23 protein-coding genes, 1 tRNA gene and 1 pseudogene are annotated in these 19,671 nt (G+C 65.6%); 9 read left to right on the forward strand and 16 right to left on the reverse strand.

Going from position 1 to position 19,671, the window contains the following annotated elements; genetic code table 11:
* Positions 1-39 precede the first annotated feature (39 nt).
* The 3 genes from VEA80_RS09985 to VEA80_RS09995 all read right to left on the reverse strand — a co-directional run bounded on the left by VEA80_RS09985 (position 40) and on the right by VEA80_RS09995 (position 1,849).
* The gene (locus VEA80_RS09985; RefSeq protein WP_325060585.1) at positions 40-459 is read right to left on the reverse strand and encodes a DUF3574 domain-containing protein; all 420 of its coding nucleotides are present in this window, start codon (positions 457-459) and stop codon (positions 40-42) included.
* Between the two features lie 68 nt (positions 460-527).
* Positions 528-1,280, reverse strand: a complete 753-nt coding sequence (locus VEA80_RS09990; RefSeq protein ID WP_325060586.1) for a DUF2971 domain-containing protein — start codon at positions 1,278-1,280, stop codon at positions 528-530.
* A gap of 65 nt (positions 1,281-1,345) precedes the next feature.
* Entirely contained in the window at positions 1,346-1,849 is a 504-nt protein-coding gene (locus VEA80_RS09995) for a hypothetical protein (protein WP_325060587.1), read from the reverse strand.
* A 780-nt stretch (positions 1,850-2,629) separates the two neighbouring features.
* On the opposite strand from VEA80_RS09995, the pseudogene VEA80_RS20435 reads away from it, so the two are divergent.
* Positions 2,630-2,833 (forward strand): annotated as a pseudogene (locus tag VEA80_RS20435) (endonuclease domain-containing protein); the annotation flags it as partial.
* A 392-nt stretch (positions 2,834-3,225) separates the two neighbouring features.
* Here VEA80_RS20435 and VEA80_RS10005 read toward each other — a convergent pair.
* The 6 genes from VEA80_RS10005 to VEA80_RS10030 form a co-directional block, all read right to left on the reverse strand.
* Positions 3,226-3,420 carry a DUF2283 domain-containing protein gene (locus VEA80_RS10005; RefSeq protein WP_325060589.1) on the reverse strand — a complete coding sequence of 65 codons (195 nt, stop codon included), beginning with the start codon at positions 3,418-3,420 and terminating at the stop codon, positions 3,226-3,228.
* Positions 3,417-3,773 carry a DUF5615 family PIN-like protein gene (locus VEA80_RS10010; protein WP_325060590.1) on the reverse strand — a complete coding sequence of 119 codons (357 nt, stop codon included), beginning with the start codon at positions 3,771-3,773 and terminating at the stop codon, positions 3,417-3,419. The genes VEA80_RS10005 and VEA80_RS10010 overlap by 4 nt, the downstream gene beginning before the upstream one ends.
* Positions 3,745-4,017, reverse strand: a complete 273-nt coding sequence (locus VEA80_RS10015) for a DUF433 domain-containing protein (RefSeq protein WP_325060591.1) — start codon at positions 4,015-4,017, stop codon at positions 3,745-3,747. The genes VEA80_RS10010 and VEA80_RS10015 overlap by 29 nt, the downstream gene beginning before the upstream one ends.
* 77 nt (positions 4,018-4,094) lie before the next feature.
* Complete coding sequence (locus VEA80_RS10020) at positions 4,095-4,847, reverse strand: hypothetical protein (RefSeq protein WP_325060592.1); 753 nt, start codon at positions 4,845-4,847, stop codon at positions 4,095-4,097.
* 3 nt (positions 4,848-4,850) lie between these two features.
* Entirely contained in the window at positions 4,851-6,656 is a 1,806-nt protein-coding gene (lepA, locus tag VEA80_RS10025) for a translation elongation factor 4 (RefSeq protein WP_325060593.1), read from the reverse strand.
* A gap of 88 nt (positions 6,657-6,744) precedes the next feature.
* Positions 6,745-7,014 (reverse strand): hypothetical protein, encoded by a 270-nt coding sequence (locus VEA80_RS10030; protein WP_325060594.1) that lies wholly within the window; start codon positions 7,012-7,014, stop codon positions 6,745-6,747.
* 106 nt (positions 7,015-7,120) lie between these two features.
* Here VEA80_RS10030 and VEA80_RS10035 point away from each other — a divergent pair.
* The 7 genes from VEA80_RS10035 to VEA80_RS10065 all read left to right on the forward strand — a co-directional run bounded on the left by VEA80_RS10035 (position 7,121) and on the right by VEA80_RS10065 (position 13,848).
* Positions 7,121-7,205: transfer RNA gene (locus tag VEA80_RS10035), tRNA-Leu, on the forward strand.
* A 73-nt stretch (positions 7,206-7,278) separates the two neighbouring features.
* On the forward strand, positions 7,279-9,060 hold the full coding sequence (locus VEA80_RS10040; protein ID WP_325060595.1) for a hypothetical protein: 1,782 nt from the start codon (positions 7,279-7,281) through the stop codon (positions 9,058-9,060).
* 123 nt (positions 9,061-9,183) lie between these two features.
* Entirely contained in the window at positions 9,184-10,749 is a 1,566-nt protein-coding gene (locus VEA80_RS10045; RefSeq protein ID WP_325060596.1) for a class I adenylate-forming enzyme family protein, read from the forward strand.
* Between the two features lie 33 nt (positions 10,750-10,782).
* Positions 10,783-11,445, forward strand: a complete 663-nt coding sequence (locus tag VEA80_RS10050; RefSeq protein WP_325060597.1) for a ribonuclease D — start codon at positions 10,783-10,785, stop codon at positions 11,443-11,445.
* Positions 11,442-11,960 (forward strand): hypothetical protein, encoded by a 519-nt coding sequence (locus VEA80_RS10055; RefSeq protein WP_325060598.1) that lies wholly within the window; start codon positions 11,442-11,444, stop codon positions 11,958-11,960. Before VEA80_RS10050 ends, VEA80_RS10055 begins: the two co-directional genes overlap by 4 nt.
* Complete coding sequence (locus VEA80_RS10060; protein ID WP_325060599.1) at positions 11,957-12,310, forward strand: cupin domain-containing protein; 354 nt, start codon at positions 11,957-11,959, stop codon at positions 12,308-12,310. The genes VEA80_RS10055 and VEA80_RS10060 overlap by 4 nt, the downstream gene beginning before the upstream one ends.
* A 68-nt stretch (positions 12,311-12,378) precedes the next feature.
* Complete coding sequence (locus VEA80_RS10065; RefSeq protein WP_325060600.1) at positions 12,379-13,848, forward strand: hypothetical protein; 1,470 nt, start codon at positions 12,379-12,381, stop codon at positions 13,846-13,848.
* 6 nt (positions 13,849-13,854) lie between these two features.
* Here the strand turns inward: VEA80_RS10065 and VEA80_RS10070 are convergent, their stop codons facing one another.
* From VEA80_RS10070 to VEA80_RS10095, 6 genes are all read right to left on the reverse strand, one after another.
* A complete protein-coding gene (locus tag VEA80_RS10070; RefSeq protein WP_325060601.1) occupies positions 13,855-14,718 on the reverse strand; it encodes a pirin family protein in 864 nt (287 codons plus the stop codon).
* Positions 14,719-14,999: 281 nt separating this feature from the next.
* Positions 15,000-16,004 (reverse strand): fumarylacetoacetate hydrolase family protein, encoded by a 1,005-nt coding sequence (locus VEA80_RS10075; protein WP_325060602.1) that lies wholly within the window; start codon positions 16,002-16,004, stop codon positions 15,000-15,002.
* Complete coding sequence (locus tag VEA80_RS10080; RefSeq protein ID WP_325060603.1) at positions 16,005-16,310, reverse strand: hypothetical protein; 306 nt, start codon at positions 16,308-16,310, stop codon at positions 16,005-16,007.
* Entirely contained in the window at positions 16,307-16,957 is a 651-nt protein-coding gene (maiA, locus tag VEA80_RS10085) for a maleylacetoacetate isomerase (protein WP_325060604.1), read from the reverse strand. The genes VEA80_RS10080 and maiA overlap by 4 nt, the downstream gene beginning before the upstream one ends.
* A 47-nt stretch (positions 16,958-17,004) precedes the next feature.
* On the reverse strand, positions 17,005-17,601 hold the full coding sequence (locus VEA80_RS10090) for a peroxidase-related enzyme (RefSeq protein ID WP_325060605.1): 597 nt from the start codon (positions 17,599-17,601) through the stop codon (positions 17,005-17,007).
* A gap of 1 nt (position 17,602) precedes the next feature.
* A complete protein-coding gene (locus VEA80_RS10095) occupies positions 17,603-18,169 on the reverse strand; it encodes a VOC family protein (RefSeq protein WP_325060606.1) in 567 nt (188 codons plus the stop codon).
* A 35-nt stretch (positions 18,170-18,204) separates the two neighbouring features.
* Between VEA80_RS10095 and VEA80_RS10100 the strand changes: the two genes are divergently transcribed.
* Positions 18,205-18,426: a hypothetical protein gene (locus tag VEA80_RS10100; protein WP_325060607.1), complete on the forward strand. Its 222-nt coding sequence runs from the start codon at positions 18,205-18,207 to the stop codon at positions 18,424-18,426.
* 131 nt (positions 18,427-18,557) lie between these two features.
* Here the strand turns inward: VEA80_RS10100 and VEA80_RS10105 are convergent, their stop codons facing one another.
* Positions 18,558-19,610 carry an isoaspartyl peptidase/L-asparaginase gene (locus VEA80_RS10105; protein ID WP_325060608.1) on the reverse strand — a complete coding sequence of 351 codons (1,053 nt, stop codon included), beginning with the start codon at positions 19,608-19,610 and terminating at the stop codon, positions 18,558-18,560.
* Positions 19,611-19,671 lie beyond the last annotated feature (61 nt).

Consider the following 19,671-nt stretch of genomic DNA (forward strand, 5'->3'; position numbering starts at 1 on the left):
TGCCGTCCGCCGCCGCGCCCGCCTGTGCCCGCCGTCACGTCACTCGAACGACACGCACGAACGCTCCACCACCAGGGCGACGGCCTGTTGCTGGAACTGACGCTTGTACGCCTCCGCGATCCGATCCAGCGCCGCGCGTCCCTCGGTCTCGTCGGCCAGGAATACGGTCAGCTGCTTGGAGGGCTCGCGGACGATCGCCCCAGTTTCAGTATCGCGCCATTGCCCTTCGGCGTCCGCCACCGTGAGGCCATCGGGGAAGCGCGGCGTGATCTCGGCGTCGACGAAGGCGTCCCACGCCGCTTCGCTGACGCCCAGTTCGCCGCCGATATTGCGGCCGAAATACATGGTGGCGATCACCCGCTCCTCGGCGCTTCCCGTGCATCCCTCCGCTTCGACCGACGCCCGCGGCGGCGCGCACGCCGCCAGCGCAAACGCCGCAATCAAGCAAAGCTTCCGCATCCCGCCCCTCCGCTTGCCGCTGTTTTCGCGCGCGGCGAGGTTTCGTCCAGTGAAATCGCGCGCAGACGTCACGCCTGCTGCGCCTCCGCCTCCTCTTCGAGATCGCTGATCTCCGACCGCCGCACCCGGCCCTCGAGCCCGTGCGCCGCGGCCGCCTCGCCGACCAGGCCGCAGAACCAGCGTCCCGCCAACGGATTGACGACGATGGCGTCGATGAAGTCCGCGGGCGCGATCGCGATCTCGGCGCCGTCGCGTGGCATCGGTTTTTCGAAATCGATCCCGAGCGCACGCACCTCGCATTCGTGCTCGTAGCTCGAGTGCTTCAGCGTGAAGACCTTGAGCAGCGACGGCTTCTCGCCGTCCGCGGCGCTGATGACGCCTTCGTCCTGGCCGAAGTGCAGATAGCGCACGCTGCCGGCATACCAGCCCTGATGCTGTGCGCGCCTGGCCGTTTCGGCGACTGCGCGTTCGAGCTTCGCGAACGTCGTCGTGATGGCGACGCCCTCATTGGCGTTGCCGCCATAGAGCGGCCACATCGCCGCCGACTCGTTCGCGCGATCGACCCAGCTCGAAACCACAGAGCTGCGCCGCGCCCGCGCCAGTTCCTCAAGCGCATCGCCGTTGCCGGGGCGCTTGAAGAATTCGAGATCCTTCAGCGGCCAGCGCCCCTCGATGCGGTCCTCGAACGTGTCGACCCGCGTGCAATGCAGCGAGCACTTGTTGAGGAGCAGCGTGAGCTTGGCGAAACTCAGATATTTCCAGAGCGTCGCCTCGGGCGCCGGAATGCGGTCGAACAGACTATGCTGCGGAGGCTCAAACACGCTCGATGCTCCGTCTCCATAACGCCCTAACCGGCACAAGGCGTTCCCTTCCCCACGAGGGCGGACTACGCTTCATCCTCCCAGAACCGCGGGATCACCGGCCGCTCCGCCAGCGCCTCGCGGCGCGCGCGCCACTCCTCGTCCATATGCTCGCGCAGGAAATCGGGCAGCGAGTCTTCGAAGCGCCCCTCCAGGAACGCCGCCTGCGACGCGGCGAGACGCGCGGCGGCGGCGGCGGCGTCCTCAGCGCCTTCGCCGAGATTGTGTTCGCGCCAGAGCTTGACCAGTCCTTCGAACGCCGCCGGCGCTTGCAGCGGCGCATGCACCATGACATGGGCGAGAAACGCGGCCTTGACGAAAAGAGTGACGACGACCTCTTCAGCCTGCTCTTGCGAGAGCCGCGCCGCTTCCGCCTCTTCGGCGCGCCCTGTGTTCACCGTCGCCGCAGCGGCGGCGAGGCGCTCGGCGGTTTTGCTCCAACGTTCAGCCGCGGCGGGATCGCCCTGTTTGGCGGCGCGATTCGCTTGGCGCAGCGCATGTTCGGCTTGTCTGGATGCTTCTCTGTTCATGTTCGTTCCTTTGGCCATGCGTCATCGTCTGCGCGCGAGGACTCGCGCGCCAAGGCTTCGGCTCTCGCTCAGCTGAGAGCGGAGAGCGGGGACGCGGATGAATCGCGTCAGTTAAGTGCGCCCTTGCGGGCGCTGCCTACGCGGGTTCACCCGCGTCCCCGTGACCGTTTGGCATCGGCGCCGTCGCGGGAGATGTTTCACTCTCGGAGGCGGCTCGGCCGATGGCGTGCGGGTTCGTGCGTTCGAGACACGAGTGCCCGGTGCTTCTCCCCGCCTTTTCATGTTCGGCGGGCTTCTCCCCCGAAGGCTCAACCGCGCATCGGAGGATCACGCTCAATCACCACGCTCGCGCATCGGTTCGAACAGGGATCCGACTGCTCTCCAGCGGAGCGATGCGCGCATTATACGCCAGCTCGGCGAGGGGTCGGATTGATTTTTGTGTTGTTGCAATGATTGCAGAGGGTTAGGCGCCGAAAAGGCGGGGATAGAGGGCGTGGCTATCCTCGTTTGGGCGGCCCGCGCGGCGGCAAATAATTGCGCCCCTCATCTGGCGCCGCTCACGCGGAGGGGAAGACCGCTGCTGATCGAGCGCACCGCTTTTGCTCCTCTCGCCTTGTGGGAGAGGGATCGCAGGCGCTGTACTCTCCGCTTGCGCAAGCGAGGGTGAGGGGTGGCGGCGCGGTGAGAAAGCCAATGAAGCGTCTGCCCAAGTCAGACCGCACGCTTCAACGCGCCCGCCGCCTTCGCCGCGACATGAGCGACGAAGAGCGCATCCTTTGGATGTTGCTGCGCGACCGCCGCTTCGCCGACTTCAAGTTTCGCCGCCAGGTCCCGCTCGGCGTTTATGTCGCCGACTTCGTCTGCTTCGAGCGCAAGCTGGTGCTGGAGCTCGACGGTTCGCAACACGCAGAGCCGGAGCAAGCCGCGTTCGACGCCGAGCGCACCGCCTATCTCGAAGCCGCCGGCTTCCGCGTCGCGCGGCTTTGGTGCAGCGATCTGTTCAAGGACCGCGACGGCGCGCTGCAGCTGATCTGGGACGCGCTCACTTCTCCTTCTCCCCTTGTGGGAGAAGGTGGCTCGGCGCGCAGCGCCGAGACGGATGAGGGTAACGGCGCGCGCTTTCCTACTGCGGCGCGATCACCCCTCACCCGCACCTGCGCTCGCGGCGCCGCCCGCGCGTGCGATCCCTCTCCCACAAGGGGAGAGGAGCGAGGTGGTGCGCTCGATTGTGAGCGGCGCTGTTTCAGAACCGCCACCACCGTCATTCCGGATGCGCGAAGCGCGATCTGGAACGCAGGGGACGCTAGCGCAGCGGTCAGTTCGCTAGGTCCCGGTGCTACCGCGCGTCCCGCGCGTCCGGCCGCGATAACTGAGGTTTACTCCGCTGCGACGAGCGCATCCGCCGGCAAATGCTCGCGCGCACGCAGCACTTCCATGCCGACCATGCGGCCCTCCGCGTCGAAATCGAGCACGACGCCGGGCGCGACTTCCTCGCTCTCCATCACCGCTTCGCTTGAAAAGCGCAAATACGCCGTGTTGGTCGCGGCGTCGTAATGGAGGCGTACGCTCATCGTTTTGTCACTCGAACGCGATCGCCATCATCAGTCACAAAGGCGCCCGCCTCTAGGTCATCGCCATATAAGGCGACGATCTCACTGGCGCGCGCCGCCAACGCTACGGCGCCCAGCTGACGCAGCCGCAGCACGCCCAGATGCTTCGCGCCATCCCGAAACACTAGCGTGCCGAAATCGTGATCGATCGTTACAATAGCCCTGCCCTCCGAAGCTGCGGAGGCGAGGATCATCGGATCGCCGGGATCGACGCCGCGTTCAGTGACTGTCGCAACATCGTGGCCGTCGGCCCGCAGTCGAACCGCCACGTCCTTAGCGACGCAGCTATCGAGCAGGAGCTTCCGCTTCTTCACTGGCCGCCCCCACCGCTGCGCCGGACATTCGGGTCATGCCGGAGAGCTTGCCGGCGTAGAGCAACGCGGCCTTGATGTCGTCGGGCTCCAGGAAGGGGAATTGCTCCAGCAATTCGGCCTCGCTCATGCCCGCGCCCAGATAACCAAGCAGATGCTCCACCGCGAACCGCTGGCCGCGAACGATCGGCTTGCCGCCGAAAATAGCGGGGTCCGAGGTGATGCGGGCAAGGAGCGGGTTGGTCATTGGCCAACCTTATCACAGATGTAGATGTCGTGGAATTGCGAACCATCCAGCAATTTTGCCGCGAACGCCCCACGCAGTCAGCAGGACGAAACTCTCAATCTCTGAGAGACTTTCTTCCTTGTTTCGGCAACGCGGACGCGTACTTGCAGAGCGTCGCTGAACTTTCCCGAACTGGAATCGGAAGCCCCATGCAGCCACGGGATGATCTGAAGAAACGTTCCCTTGTAGGCTCCCTCTGCGTCCGAGTACCCACAGGTTGGACGCACGCCGAGTGACCCCAGGGCATCGAATAACCCAGTCACGAGCTGCTCAGCACCAGACTTTGGCCGTCCTCTCGATGAGGCCTTAAGAGCGGTCATCGCATTTCGGGCGGCTCTCGCAATTTGTGCCAGCTCCCAAGCCGTGTTCATCTGGCTGATCGACTCGAATTTCGGATCAAACTGGTGGTGCTTCCGAAACCCGATATCGAGGTGAATTAATTCGAGTTCAATTCGGTGCTCGACTTCTCGCCCCAACGCTGTGCGCGGCTGGGCCAGCTCTTTCGGCCGCCGATGCGAGAAGAATTCATCGAAGTAGGTGGGATCGCCGCTCAGAAGATCGGATAGAGTGGTTGCGTGTTTGTCGATGTCTCGCAACCGTTGGCGGATGTCAGCGATGGGCAATGAGGCGTCTTGCACCGCGCAATGTGTGCGATAGTGCAAATAGGCTTGCCGGACTTGCGCACGCGCATCGCCGTCAATTGCCACACCCACGATTCTGGCAAGCTGGTTGATCTCATCGTCGCCGAGGTCGCCGCCCCAGAATACCGTGGTGGATACCGGCTGAACCATTCGCTAATCGGAATCCATCTTCAGCGCCGCGATGAACGCTTCTTGCGGGATTTCTACTTTCCCGAACTGGCGCATGCGTTTTTTGCCTTCTTTTTGCTTGTCGAGCAGCTTGCGTTTGCGTGAGGCGTCGCCGCCGTAGCATTTCGCCGTCACGTCCTTGCGCAGCGCGGAAATCGTCTCGCGGGCGATGATGCGGCCGCCGATGGCGGCTTGGATCGGGATCTTGAACAGGTGCTGCGGGATCAGCTCCTTCAGCTTCTCGCACATGGCGCGGCCGCGGGATTCGGCGCGGGCGCGGTGCACCAGCATGGCGAGCGCGTCGACCGGCTCGTCATTGACGAGGATGCTCATCTTCACGAGGTCGCCCTCGCGGTGATCGATGATCTGATAGTCGAAGCTGGCGTAGCCTTTCGAGACGCTCTTCAGCCGGTCATAGAAATCGAACACGACTTCGTTCAGCGGCAGCTCGTACACCAGCATCGCGCGCGAGCCGACATAGGAGAGATCCTTCTGCACGCCGCGCCGATCCTGGCAGAGCTTGATGATGGAGCCGAGATATTCGTCCGGAGTCAGCAGCGTCGCCTTGATCCAGGGCTCTTCGATCGCCTTGATATAAACTTCGTCCGGCAGGTCGGCCGGATTGTGCAGCTCGCGCATCTCGCCCGAATTCAGGTGCACCTTGTAGACGACGCTCGGCGCCGTCGCGATCAGGTCGAGATCGAACTCGCGGCTCAAACGCTCCTGGATGATCTCGAGGTGCAGCAGGCCGAGGAAGCCGCAGCGGAATCCGAAGCCGAGCGCGGCGCTGGTTTCCATCTCGTAGCTGAAGCTCGCGTCGTTCAAACGCAGCTTCGACATCGCCGCGCGCAGGTCTTCGAAGTTGGCCGCGTCCTGCGGGAAGAGACCGCAGAACACGACCGGCTGCGCCGGCTTGAAGCCCGGCAGCGCTGCGGCGGTTTCGCGGCGATATTCGGTGATGGTGTCGCCGACGCGCGCGTCCGACACTTCCTTGATGCTGGCCGTCAAGACGCCGACTTCGCCGGGGCCGAGCGCGGCGACGTCCTGGCGCTTGGGCCGCAGCACGCCGAGCGTATCGACGTTATAATCGGCGCCGGTCTGCATCAGCTTGACGCGCATGCCCTTCTTCACGACGCCATCGATGACGCGGAACAGCACGACGACGCCAAGATAGGCGTCGTACCAAGCGTCGACCAGCATCGCCTTGAGCGGCGCGTTGGCGTCGCCGTGAGTGGGCGGCGGCAGCCGCGTGACGATGGCCTCGAGCAACTCCTCGATCCCCTCGCCGGTCTTGCCGGAGGCGAGGATCGCCTGCGAGGCGTCGAGGCCGATCACTTCCTCGATCTGGGCCCGCACCCGCTCCGGCTCGGCGGCCGGCAAATCGATCTTGTTGAGCACGGGCACGATCTCGAGATCGTTGTCGAGCGCCTGATAGACGTTGGCGAGCGTCTGCGCTTCGACCCCTTGCGAGGCGTCGACGATCAGCAGCGCGCCTTCGCAGGCGGCGAGCGAGCGCGAGACTTCGTAGGCGAAGTCGACGTGCCCGGGCGTGTCCATCAGGTTGAGGACGTAATCATTCCCGTCCTTGGCCCTGTAATCGAGGCGCACGGTCTGGGCCTTGATGGTGATGCCCCGCTCTTTCTCGATATCCATGTTGTCGAGGACCTGTTCGGTCATCTCGCGCGCGGTGAGGCCGCCGGTGGTCTGGATCAGACGATCGGAGAGGGTCGATTTGCCGTGGTCGATATGGGCCACGATGGAAAAGTTGCGGATTCTGTCGCGCGGAGTCATGGGCCGGGTGGGTACAGGAGGCGGGCCCCAAGGCCAAGCATACACCCTGCCAAACGCGGGCGGATGGATTGCCGCGCCAGGCGGGCAGCTAGCCCTGGTACTCGCGCGGATCGACCGGCGCGCCGGGCAGTTCGCGCTCCAGCGCCTCCCGGTACTTGACGCAGCCGCGGAAGAATTGCGGCCAGGGCGGTACGGCGATGTCCGGCGCGATCGGCTCCGGCAACAGGCCCCAGAGCTGGGGATGATGCCAGCACAAAGCGTGGCCGGAGCTGTCGCGGTGGGCGCGGATGCCGGCGCGCAGGCGCTTCGCCTCGGCGATCAGCGCGGCGCGGTCCATGCGGTCCAGGTCTTCATCCATGGGCTGCCTCCTGGATGCCGATATAGAGCGCCGGCGCATTGACGCCTGTGGCGGCCTCCCTTACATCCGCCCGCTCCAGCGAGCGCTCCCAAGGAACGTTTCCTGGGCCCAGATGGCGGAATTGGTAGACGCACTAGTTTCAGGTACTAGCGGGTAACACCGTGGAGGTTCGAGTCCTCTTCTGGGCACCACTTTTCATCGGCTGAAAATCAGGTTTGTCGCGCGCTGCTTGGGCGGGCAGGCGTCGCGTGCTAGGCGCGTGGCATGCGTTCTCCGATCCTTGGCCTCGCCGCCTTAGCTCTCGCCGCCTGCGTCACCGCGCCGGCCGCTGACACATCCGCCCCGATCTCCACCGCCGGCATCGCCCTGGCGTGGGACGCCGCCCGGATCGAGCCGATCCTTCAGCGCACGCAGCGGCTGCACCTGAACGCCGACCTCTCGGCGCTTTCGCCCGGCGAGCAGGCGGCGGTGCGCGAGCTGCTGGCGGCGGGCGAGCGGATACACCGGCTCTATCTCGATCAGCGCCACCCTCAGGCGCTCGCGGCGGCGGCGTATCTGGAGGCGCACCCGGAGTTCGCCGCGCATCGTGATCTCTTCCGACTCAATTCCGGTCCGATCGCCTCGACGCTCGACAACACGCGCGAAGGCTTTCTCACCGTCGCGCCGGAGACGCCGGCGCGGAACATCTACCCGCAGGGGACGACGCGCGAGCAGCTGGACGCGTTCTTCGCCGCCAATCCGGAGCGGCGCGACGAGCTGCTCGATGATCGTGCCGTGGTCTGGGCGGCGAGCCCGGAGAACCGGCGGCGTGCGTTGGCGGCGCTGCAGCGTCATCCGGCGCTCGACACGCTGCATCCAGGTCTGCGCGAGCGGCTGGAGACGAGCGAAACCTATCTCGCCGTGCCCTATTCGGTCGCCTACGCCGAGGACATCTTCTTCATCCACGACCGGCTCATCGCCGCGGCGGCGCATGTCGAAAGCGGCGACCCGGCGTTTGCGCGCTATTTGCGGCTGCGGGCGCGCGACTTGCTCGCCGACGATTACGAAGCCGGCGATGCGGCCTGGGTGACGGGCGAGTTCACCGGCAATCTCAACGCCCAGATCGGCAGCTACGAGACCTATGACGATGCGCTCTACGGCGTGAAGACGTTCTTCTCGCTCTCGCTGCTGGTGCGCGACCGGGAGCGCAGCGAAGAGCTGCAGGCGGCGCTCGGCGACATCCAGACGGTCGAGAACGCGCTCCCCTACGATCAGCACCGCGAAGTGCGCAGCGACATACCGGTCGGCGTCTACAACATCATCGCCGATTTCGGTCAGTCGCGCGGCGCCAACACGGCGACGATCCTGCCGAACGAAGCTTATCTCGCGCGCCAGTACGGGCGCACCATTCTGATGCGCGGCAACATACTCCTGAACGAAGAGCAATTCGCCGAAACTCATCGCGCGTTCGCGGCGGCGGTGGCGCAGAACCAAGCGGACGACATCACCGCCGAGGGCGGTTTTTATCGTACGCTCTGGCACGAGATCGGCCATTATCTCGGCGTCGATCAGACCGCCGACGGCCGCGAACTCGATGTGGCGCTGGAGGATACGGCCGATCTGCTGGAAGAGATGAAAGCGGATCTCGTTTCGCTCACCGCGGCGCGCATCCTCAACCAGCGCGGCCGCATCACCAATGCGCAGCTGCGCAATATCTATGCTTCGGGCATTCGCCGCGTGCTGCAGAAGAACCGTCCGCGCCGCGAGCAGCCGTATCAGACCATGCAGCTGATCCAGTGGAACTGGTTCATGGACCGCGGCGCGCTCCGATTCGAGAACGGGCGCCTCAGGATCGATTATCGCCGCTACCCCGAAGCGGTGACGAGCCTCTTGCGCGAAGTGCTGGCGATCCAGCGCGCCGGCGACCGCGCCCGCGCCAACGCCTTCGTCGAACGCTGGACCACCTGGGATCCGGCGCTGCACGAAGCGATCGCGGCCCGCATGCGCGAAAGCGAACGCACGCGCTACACGCTGGTGACGTACGAGGCGATCGATGGGGCGCGTTGAAGAAGGTTGGGACGCAGAAGTGCTCCATCATCCCGGACGCGCGAAGCGCGATCCGGGAGCCAGGGGCCACACGCGCGTCGTTGGCCCCTGGGTTCCGGGTTTATCGCTGCGCGATGCCCCGGAATGACGACTCTGTTCAACGTGAACGATCAAATGGAAACCTTCCTCCCCCTCCCCGACATGATCCGCGCGCTGGCGGCGCGGCAGCCGGAGCATGCGGCGCTCATTCAGGACGAGCGCCGCGTCAGCTACGCTGAACTCGACGCGGCGATGGATCGCGTCGCGGCGGCGCTGCAGCGGGACGGGGTGAAGCCCGGCGAAAGCGTCTCGATCTGCGCGGCGACGTCGATCGAATACGCCCTCGCCTTTCTCGGCGCGTTGCGCGCAGGCGCGGCGGTGGCGCCGCTGGCGCCGTCGTCAACCGCCGAGAGCATCGCCGCCATGGTCGCCGATTCCGGCGCCAAGCTGTTCTTTCTCGATACCGGCGTCGCCGAAGCGCTGAAGGAGGCGCCGCCTGAGATCGGCGCCAAGCTGATCGCGCTCGAACCGGGGGCGCCGGGCGCAGCGTTCACCGAATGGCTGGCGCCGAACGGCGCCAAGCCCGCGCCCGTCGTCATCGACGAGAAGATGCCGTTCAACATCATCTATTCCTCCGGCACCACCGGCGCGCCGAAGGGCATCGTGCAGAGCCACGGCATGCGCTTCCAGCACATCATGCGCGCGCAAGCGATGGGCTACGGCCCGGGCGCGGTGACGTTGCTTTCGACGCCGCTCTATTCCAACACGACGCTGGTCAGCTTCTTCCCGACGCTCGGCCTCGGCGGCGCCGCAGTGCTGATGAAGAAGTTCGAAGCCGGCCAATATCTCGACCTGGCGCAGCGCCATCGCGTCACCCACACCATGCTGGTGCCGGTGCAGTACAGCCGCATCATGGCGTGGCCGGACTTCGATCGCTACGATCTCTCGAGTTTCGTGATGAAGTTCTGCACCTCGGCGCCGTTCTCGGCGGCGCTGAAGGCGGACATCCTGAAGCGTTGGCCCGGCGGCCTGATCGAGTATTTCGGCATGACCGAAGGCGGCGGCACCTGCGTGCTGATCGCGCACGCCCATCCCGACAAGCTGCACACCGTGGGCACGCCGGCGCCCGGGCACGACATCCGCGTCATCGACGAAGACGGCCGCGAACTGGCGCGCGGCGAAGCCGGCGAGATCGTCGGCCGCTCGCCAATCATGATGAGCGGCTATCACAACCGCAAAGAACAGACCGAAGCGGCGATTTGGACGTCGCCCGAAGGCTTGACGTTCATCCGCACCGGCGATGTCGGCCGCTTCGACGCCGACGGGTTCCTCGAACTCATGGACCGCAAGAAGGACATGATCATCTCCGGCGGCTTCAACATCTATCCAAGCGATCTCGAGGCCGTGCTGCGCCAGCATCCGGACGTCGCCGATGTCGCCGTCGTCGGCGCGCCGTCGGCGGAATGGGGCGAGACGCCAGTGGCGTTCGTGGTCTCGCGCGGCGCCAGCGCGGACGAATTGCGCGCCTTCGCCAACGAGCGCCTCGGCAAGACCCAGCGCATCGCCGCCGTCGAGCTGATCGACGACCTGCCGCGCAGCCATATCGGCAAAGTGCTGAAGCGCGAGTTGCGGGATGCGTACGTGGCGAGGAGCGGATCAACGACCCGCTAGCGCCTGGGGACAAATTGGACTAATCCCCGGCGCATGACCCGTAAGCTTTCCCTCACCGTCGACGGCAAGGACGGCCGCAACGTCGCCGTCTATCTGCACAAGGGCGACCTGCCCGACAGCGTGACGTTCAGCGGCCCGATCGCAGTCGACAGCGAGACGATGGGCCTCTCGCTGATCCGTGATCCCTTGTGCCTCGTTCAGCTCTCCGACGGCGGCCATGAAGCGCACCTCGTGCAGCTCGACCGCGCCAGCTATGACGCGCCGAACCTGAAGCGCGTGCTCTCCGATCCGAACGTGCTGAAGCTCTTCCACTTCGCCCGTTTCGACGTCGCCATGTTCATGCGCGACCTCTCGGTGATCACGACGCCGATCTATTGCACCAAGATCGCCTCGAAGCTGGTGCGCACCTACACCGACCGCCACGGCCTCAAGGACCTCACCAAGGAAGTGCTCGGCCGCGACATCTCCAAGGACCAGCAATCGAGCGATTGGGGCGCGGCCGAACTCAGTGACGCCCAGCTCGCCTATGCGGCCTCGGACGTGCTGCACCTGCATCAGCTGAAGGAGCGACTCGACGCCATGCTCTTCCGCGAAGGCCGGGTCGAAGTCGCCCAATCGTGCTTCGACTTCCTGCCGACGCGCGCCGCGCTCGATCTTGCGGGCTGGGAAGAGACCGATATCTTCGCCCATTCATGAGCGTCGATCAGACAGAACTCCGGGAGCGCTGGCGCGGCGTGGTGCGCCATTATCCGGTCTGGCGCATGCTCTTCGACCTGACGTTCGATCCTGCGTCCTGGCGGCTGGTCGGCTCGGACGTCGTCTCGCTCGTGGTGCAAGGCAAGACCGCACGCCGCGCCGCCCGCGCGCTCGAAGGCGCTTCGGCGGAGATGCTGACCGCGCTCACGGCGATGGCGGAGGTCAATGTCCGTCGCACGGGCGACCTCTTCCGCGTCGTCTTCCTGGGCTACGTCTCGGTGCCGCTCGCGATCGCGGCGATGCTGTCCGACGCCGCGCCCGAAGCGCTGCGCGCCATGCTGACAGAAATGACAGCCAGTTTGATCGTCTTTCTCATCGGCGCGCTGGTGTTTCCGATCGTCTATTTCTGCGGCAGCTGGCGCGCCCGCCAGATCGGCTGGGTGATCGATCTCTACAGGGCCGGCGCGCTGGCGCCGCTGCCGGAGAAGAACGCCGTCGCCGGAGCGCCGACATGAACGCGAAGATCAATCTCGCCGACAAGCTCGCTCAGTTCGAAGGCTATTGGCAGCCGCGCGTCGTCGGCGCCTTCAACGGCCACGATCTCATGGTGGTGAAATTCCAGGGTCAGTTTCCCTGGCACAAGCACGACGACACCGACGACTTCTTTCTCGTGCTGCAAGGCGAAGTGATCATCCGCCTGCGCGACGGCGACATCGCCCTGCAGCCTGGCGAAATTTTCGTCGTGCCCAAGGGCGTCGAGCACGCGCCGTTCGCTGCGGAAGAGGCGCACGTGCTGCTGATCGAGCCCGCCGGCACGCCCAACACCGGCGATCCGGCGACGGCCGCGCCCAGGCGGGAGATTTAAAGCGCACACAAAGAACGTTGGCGGCATCGCCGTCAGCGCCTAAGCTCGCCCGTGGGAGGAAGAACGCGATGCTGCGGCTTGCGCTGACGATGCTTTTCACGGTGCTTGCGTCCGCGCCCGCCTTCGCTCAGCCGGTGTTCGCCAACCCTTTCGCCGATGCGCCGACCTACCGGGCCGAACGCGGCTCGCTCACCGAAGCCAGCTACCGCGTGCGCTACGAAGCGACCTACTCCGAGCGCGGCGCGACGCCTGTCGTGCGCGAACTTGTCATGGACGTGGCGCCGGACTGGTCGCTCGTCCGCGACGGCGCGGTCACCCGGCTCTACGACTTCAAGCTCAATCGCGTCTTCGTAATCTACGGCGACAGCTTCTCGACCATGAACGGCTTGGCCGACGTGACGTTTCGGGTGATGGAGCGGCAGAACCGCACCTATCTCGCGCGCGTGATGTCCGCCGCCGGCGCACGCGGCGATCTCGCCGACGCCTGCGACGCCGAGTCCGAACTCGGCCTCGCCATTCCCGGATCGACGGACGCGGGCGCAACCGAGATCCGCGAGCGCGCCGGCGCCTTCTCGCTACGCTGCGCCGGACGCGAGGTCGGCGGCTTCACGCCCGGCGATGGCGCCGCGGCGCCGGCGGCGTTCTGGCCCACCATGTACGCGGTGATGATCACGCATCCGGCGCTGCATCAGCGCGTGCGTGACACGGGGCGCGCGCCGGCGCAGATGGAAATAACCTATCGCGAAGCGCCGGGCCCACTTACGCGCCGGGCGTGGCGGCTCGTCGCCGTCGAAACCGTCAGCACGCCCTATCCACTCGACGCCGCGCTGCGCAATGAGACCGCCGCCACGATCGACCAGCTGGCGCCCGGCGCGGGCGCCGCGGGCGCCGAAGCCGTCGCCGGACGCGCGCAAGGCGGCGCGCCGACGCTGCAGAGCTGGGACCATCATCTACGCACGGTTTCGCGGCGCGACGGCGAAGCCGCGGCGGCGATGCTGATTGGCCTAACGTACAACATGTTTCCGGAATTGCAGTGCGACGCGGGCCAGCCGCATTTCGTGTGCGATTTGGTTCGCAGAGTGCGCAGTTTGGAAGATCGGGGGCCCTGGTCACAGCTTGAGGTCGCCATAGCGGAACAACAGCGCAATCCCGCTGCAGCAATCGCTGCAATGCAGAGCGCGCAGAACTCTCGGCATCGGGATCATCCGGCGCTTGGGGCTACGTTCGCCTTGGCCCTGTCGCAATTCAATCAGGATCAGCTCGCCCAAGCGCGCGCCGCCGGTCTACCGACCGACATCGCGGCGCTGCAGAACCGGGCGCTGATCGCTTTCCCTTACAATCCGGCGTACTGGACCGATGTCGGCGACCGTTTCGGCTACAATTACGAATGGCCGAGCGCGTTTCTGTTCTACGACGTAGCTTACTCGCTGCCGATGCCGAGCGCGCTCGAGCGCAACCAGGCGCTCGTCGACAAGCGCGCGCAGATGCAGCGCATCCGTCGCGATTTTCCGGACGCGACTTTGTCGCTTACACCGTAGGGCGGTTCACGCCACCGCCGCCGGCGGGCCGAATTTGCCGGCTTGGTAGTCCTGGATCGCGGCGACGATCTCTTCGCGCGTGTTCATGACGAACGGGCCGTGCGCGACCACCGGCTCGTTGATCGGCTCGCCATAGCCGAACAGGATGAAGCTGTCGTCCAGCGCGTGAAATGCGATCTCTTCGCCGTCGTCGTTAAACTCGACCAGTTTCCACTGTGTGATCTCGTCGCCGGCGATGCGCACGCAGCCGCGCACGATGTAGAAGAACACGTTGCGTGTCGACGGCGCGCGCACGACGACGCGGGCGCCTGCGTCTGCTTCGATCGTCGACATGAAATGGCCGCTCAGCGTTTCGACCGGGCCGACCGCCGCGCCAAGTTCGCCGGCGATCAGATTGAGCGTCGCGCCGCCGTCGCCGGTGTCGAGCGCCGGAATGTCCTCGCGCTGCAGCCCGACATAGGCCGGCTTCGCGAACTTGTGCTTGGCCGGCAGGTTCACCCAGAGCTGCAGGATTTCCGTCGGCCCGCCGTCGCGCTTGAAGCTGGGCGGCGACAGCTCGGCGTGGATGAGGCCAGAGCCCGCCGTCATCCATTGGACGCCGCCGGCGCGGATCACGCTTTCATGCCCGCCTGAGTCGTAATGGCCGAGTTCGCCGTCGAGAATGAATGTCACCGTCTCGAAGCCGCGATGCGGGTGCGGGCCGAACGGCAGGCCGCGATTGTTCGGCGCGTAGGTCTGCGGCCCGTGGTGATTGAGAAAGAGGAAGGGATCGATCTGCGCGACATGCGGCCCCGGCAGCGGCCGGCGCGTGACGAGATCGCCGATGTCGTCGCGGAAGCTGTCGTGAACGGCGCGGATGCTGCGGGACATGGGGAAACGCTAGTTAGCCCTCAATTCATATGCGATGATCGCGATAAAGATAGGCGCCAGACAAATTGCCACGAAGACAGGACCAGCTTGTGCTTCTGGCAATCTCCGCGCGAAATTCTCTGGCCGGAAGGCAGCCGCCCATGCAATCAAGAAGCAGGTAAGCGCCGCGCAACATATTGCGATAAAAAGCAGGGGTTGCAACGACAACCGCGCCGCCAAGAACAAGCACTGCGCTCCCGCAATCAGCGATGCAACAACGGCCACACTGCGTTGTAAACGCGTCACGCCTTCACCACTTCCTGCTCGATCCGCCCGAAGATCGAGTGGTTCTTCGCATCGCGCATCTCGATCTCGACGCGGTCGCCCCATTTGAGGAAGCTGGTCGCCGGCTTGCCGTGCTGGATCGTCTCGATCATGCGCTGTTCGGCAATGCAGGAATAGCCGCGCCCGCCTTCGCTGACCGGCTTGCCGGGGCCGCCGTCCGCATCGCGGTTCGACACCGTGCCCGAGCCGATGATCGTGCCGGCGGCGAGCTCGCGCGTCTTCGCCGCGTGCGCGATGAGGCGGCCGAAATCGAACGTCATGTCCTCGCCGGCGTTCGCCGCGCCGAACGGCTTGCCGTTCAGCGAAACATGCATCGGCAGATGGAGCTTGCCGTCCTTCCACGCCGCGCCCAGCGCATCAGGCGTGACGGCGACAGGCGAGAACGCTGACGACGGCTTCGACTGGAAGAAGCCGAACCCTTTCTCCAGCTCCGCCGGAATGAGGTTGCGCAGGCTGACGTCGTTGACCAGCATCACCAACCGGATGCGCTCGCGCGCCGCTTCCGCGCTGATCCCAGCTTCGCAATCGTCGACGATCACCGCGACTTCCGCCTCGAAATCGCAGCCCCAGCCTTCGTCCTTCAGCGGGATCGGATCGCGCGGGCCGAGGAACGCGTCGCTCCCGCCCTGATACATCAGCGGATCGGTCCAGAAGCTCTCCGGCAGCTTCGCCCCGCGCGCCTGCCGCACCAGCGCGACGTGATTGACGTAAGCCGAGCCGTCCGCCCACTGGTACGCGCGCGGCAAGGGCGAGGCCGCTTCGCGCTCGTGGAAGCGTTCGCGCAGGATCGTCCCGGCGTTGACGCCCTCGGCGATCGAACGCAAGCGCGGCTCCGCATGCGCCCAGTCGTCCAGCGCCGCCTGCAGCGTCGGAATTTCCGCGCACGGCGCGTGCCAGGCGAGATCGTCGGAGACGACGACGAGCTTGCCGTCGCGGCCGTGACGAAGGGATGCGAGTTTCATTCAATGATCCTCCAAGACATCATCGGCCCATTCGAGCTTTGCCTCTGGAAATCGTCTCGAGAACGCGGCCCAGTTCTTGTCCCGCCTGAGTAGCTTTGTGGCCTCGTTCTTCCGCCGTTCGCTGTGCACGTAGATAGCGATCTTGTCTCCGATGAACTCGGAACGCGTCGCGTAGAAATCCAAAATGTGCGCGTCATCAATCCAGTTATAGAGCGTACCAATCCATGCGAGCGGATTTTCGTACGTAACTGGCGGCATCCACGGCAAAACAATGCGCACGGGTTCGCGTTCGCCGAATCGCTTCACGCTTTCACCGCGTCCTTCTGGTTCTCCGGCGCGGCTTTGATGAACGCTGGATGTGCGCGTGCGTTCTCGTCCCACGCGACGAGGCGCGGGAAGGCGGAGAGATCGACGTCGAACCGCCGCGCATTGGCCATTTGCGGCACGAGCATGATGTCGGCGAGGCCAGGCTGATCGCCGAATACGTACGGCGTTGCCGGCCGCTCCGCCGCCTGGTGCTCCAGCGCCGAAAAGCCGACGCGAATCCAGTGGCGATACCATTCGCTGACGTGATCCTCGCCAACGCTGAATTCGAGCTTCAGCCGATTGAGCACCGAGAGATTGTTCAGCGGATGAATGTCGCAGGCGATCGTCAGCGCGAACGATCGCACTTGCGCGCCGAGCCACGGATCGGCGGGCGTGAAGCGCGGCTCGGGATAAGTTTGATCCAGCCACACCAGGATCGCGAGCGACTGCGTCAGCAGTCCCTGCTCGGTCTCCAGCGCCGGCACGCGCATCTGCGGGTTCTTGGCCCGATACGCGGGCGCGAACTGCTCGTCCTTGCCCGGGGCGATGTTCACCGGAATGGACTCGTAATCGACGCCCTTGAGATTGAGGCCGATGCGGACGCGATAGGCGGCGGACGAGCGCCAGTAATCGTAGAGCTTGAGCATGCGGACTCTTCTACGCTGTCCCTCCCCGCAAGGGGAGCGATTTTCCGTTACGCCGCGCCATGCTTGCCGGGCGCCCATCCGCGCGCGGCCAAGAGCTTCCCGCCGCTCTCGGCTGCGCCGGGCTCAATCGTGGTCGCCATCGAGTCGTTCCAACGGTTGAGATAGCCGAACAGCGCGACGACGCCGAGGATTTCGACGATCTCCTCGTCGGTCCAATAGGCTTTGAGGCTGGCGGCGACGTGATGATCGACGGCGTTGGGCGTGCTGGCGGCGGCCTGCGCGAACGCGAGCGCGGCCTTCTCCGCCGGCGTGAAGAGATCGCTGCGCTCGTAGTTCCACACTTCGGCGATGCGGTCGTGGCTTGCGCCATAGCGCTCGGCGGCGCGCGCGGTGTGCGCCTGGCAATAGCGGCAGCCGGCCGTCTGACTGGCGACGAGGCCGATAAGGCGCTTCTGCTCGGACGTGACGCGGCCCGCGTTCGCCATCACCGCCTTGTTGAGCGCGATGAACGCCTTGGCGATCTCCGGCCGGCGCTGCATCGTCAGCACCGAGTTCGGCGGAAAGCCGAGCGTCTCGTTGAAGAAGCGCGCGAGCTCGGCGACTTCGGCGTCTGCGTTCGCCGGAAGCGGTTCGACCAGCGCCATTCTACTCCCCAATCCGCGCCTTCGCCGCGTGCGCGGCGCGCGCCTTTTCGTGCAGCCAAGCAGCGTGCTGCGGCGCCTTCTTGGTGCGGCTCCATTCCTCCAGCATCGCCGGCGCGACGCGCTTCAGCTCCGCCAGCTCCTCCGCCGTGCCCGTATCCGCCGCGAGTTCGACGCGGTGGCCGTTCGGATCGAAGAAATAGATGGACTTGAAAATGCCGTGGTCGGTCGGCCCCAGCACGTCGAGCCCTTTCGCTTCGGCGCGCTGCTTTGCATTCAGCAAAGCCTCGACGCTGTCGACCTTGAAGGCGATGTGCTGCACCCATTGCGGCGTGTTCTGGTCGCGGCCCATTTCTTTCTGATTGGGCAGCTCGAAAAAGGCGAGAATGTTGCCGTTTCCCGCATCGAGGAAGACGTGCATGTAGGGATCGTACTCGCCGGTCGACGGCACATGATCCTCGGCGAACGCCGTGGTGTACTCCATGCCGAGCACGTCGCGATAGAACTCGACGGTTTGCTTCGCGTCCTTGCAGCGATAGGCGACGTGATGGATGCCCGAGGTTATTGGCATTGCGAATTCTCCAACCGATGATAGCCTGAATCCACATGCAAGAAGACACACGGCTTCTGGTTTCGGAACTTACTGAGGTCGACCGCCTGCTTGCTCGGCTTGAGCAAAAGCTCGTTCACGTCGCTGAAGACGTCTCCATGTTGAAGCAGCGCATGGGATTGCTGGCCAAAGGTATGTCCGTCGCCTGCGGCCGAATAGATCGGCTCGACGCCCGCATCGCGGTCATAGAGCGCACGCTCACCGAGCCCGGAGGCTAGACGCTCACTGTCGTCATTCCGGACGCGCGAAGCGCGATCCGGAATCCAGGCGCAAGCGACAGTGCGTTGGCTCCTGGGTTCCGGGTTCTTCGCTGCGCGAAGCCCCGGAATGACGAAGGGCGGCGGCCTGCTCACTCTTCCTCATCCGCAAAAATGTAGACCTCCGGCTCGCCGCCGTCTTGCAGGAAGGCGCGGTACATCCCGGAGGTGTTCATCGCCCAGGCGTGCCCGCCGCGGCCGTCAAGCACGATGACGCCGCCGTCCCCGGCCGCGCCGCTCGCATTGGTGGTCGCGCCGACTTCGGCGATGACGTTGTCCGCCGCCGCTTGCGCGCTTTCGCCATTGAACTCCATTCGCGCGCAGATCGCGCGGGCGACGCCGACGCGGATGAAGAACTCTCCGGTGCCCGTCGCGCTGACGCCGCAGACGCCGTTCTGCGCATAGGTCCCCGCGCCGATGATCGGAGCATCGCCGACGCGGCCCCAACGTTTGCCGGTGGTGCCGCCGGTCGAGGTGCCCGCGGCGATGTTGCCAGCGGCGTCGAACGCGACGACGCCGACGGTGCCGAATTGGTGGTCGTCCGGATACGTCAGCTCCGCGCGCGGGGCGGGCGGCGCGCCGGCGGGGCGCTGTGGAATCGGCAGATTGTTGCGCCGGAGATTCTCTTCGAGCTGGCGCCAGCGCCGTTCGGTGAAGAAGTAGGACGGCTCGACCTGCTCCAAATCTTGCGACCGCGCGAACGCCTCCGCGCCCTCGCCGATCAGCATCACGTGCCGCGAGCGCTCCATCACGGCGCGCGCTGCGCTGATCGGATGGCGCGTGCGCGTCAGCCCTGCAACCGAGCCCGCCGCGCGCGTGCGCCCGTCCATGATCGACGCGTCGAGTTCGTTCTTGCCTTCCGCCGTGAACACCGCGCCGCGGCCGGCGTTGAACAGCGGATCGTCCTCCATCTCGCGGATCACAGCTTCGACGGCGTCAAGCGATGAACCGCCGCGTTCGAGCACGCCGCCGCCGGTCGTCAGCGCGCGCTGCATGGCGGCGCGGTATTGCGCTTCGAGCTCCGGCGTCAGGTTTGTGCGCTCGATGACGCCCGCGCCGCCGTGCACGACGATGGACCAACGGGGGGCGGGCGGTTCAACCACGGAGGCACACGCGGAGAGAAATAGCGTCAGCAGCGCCGCCATCCATGCTCCCCCGCGTGCGGGGGAGCTGTCGACGCGCGCAGCGTGGAGACTGAGGGGGGAG

This window comes from Vitreimonas sp. (assembly GCF_035627415.1).
GTDB lineage: Bacteria > Pseudomonadota > Alphaproteobacteria > Caulobacterales > Aquidulcibacteraceae > Vitreimonas.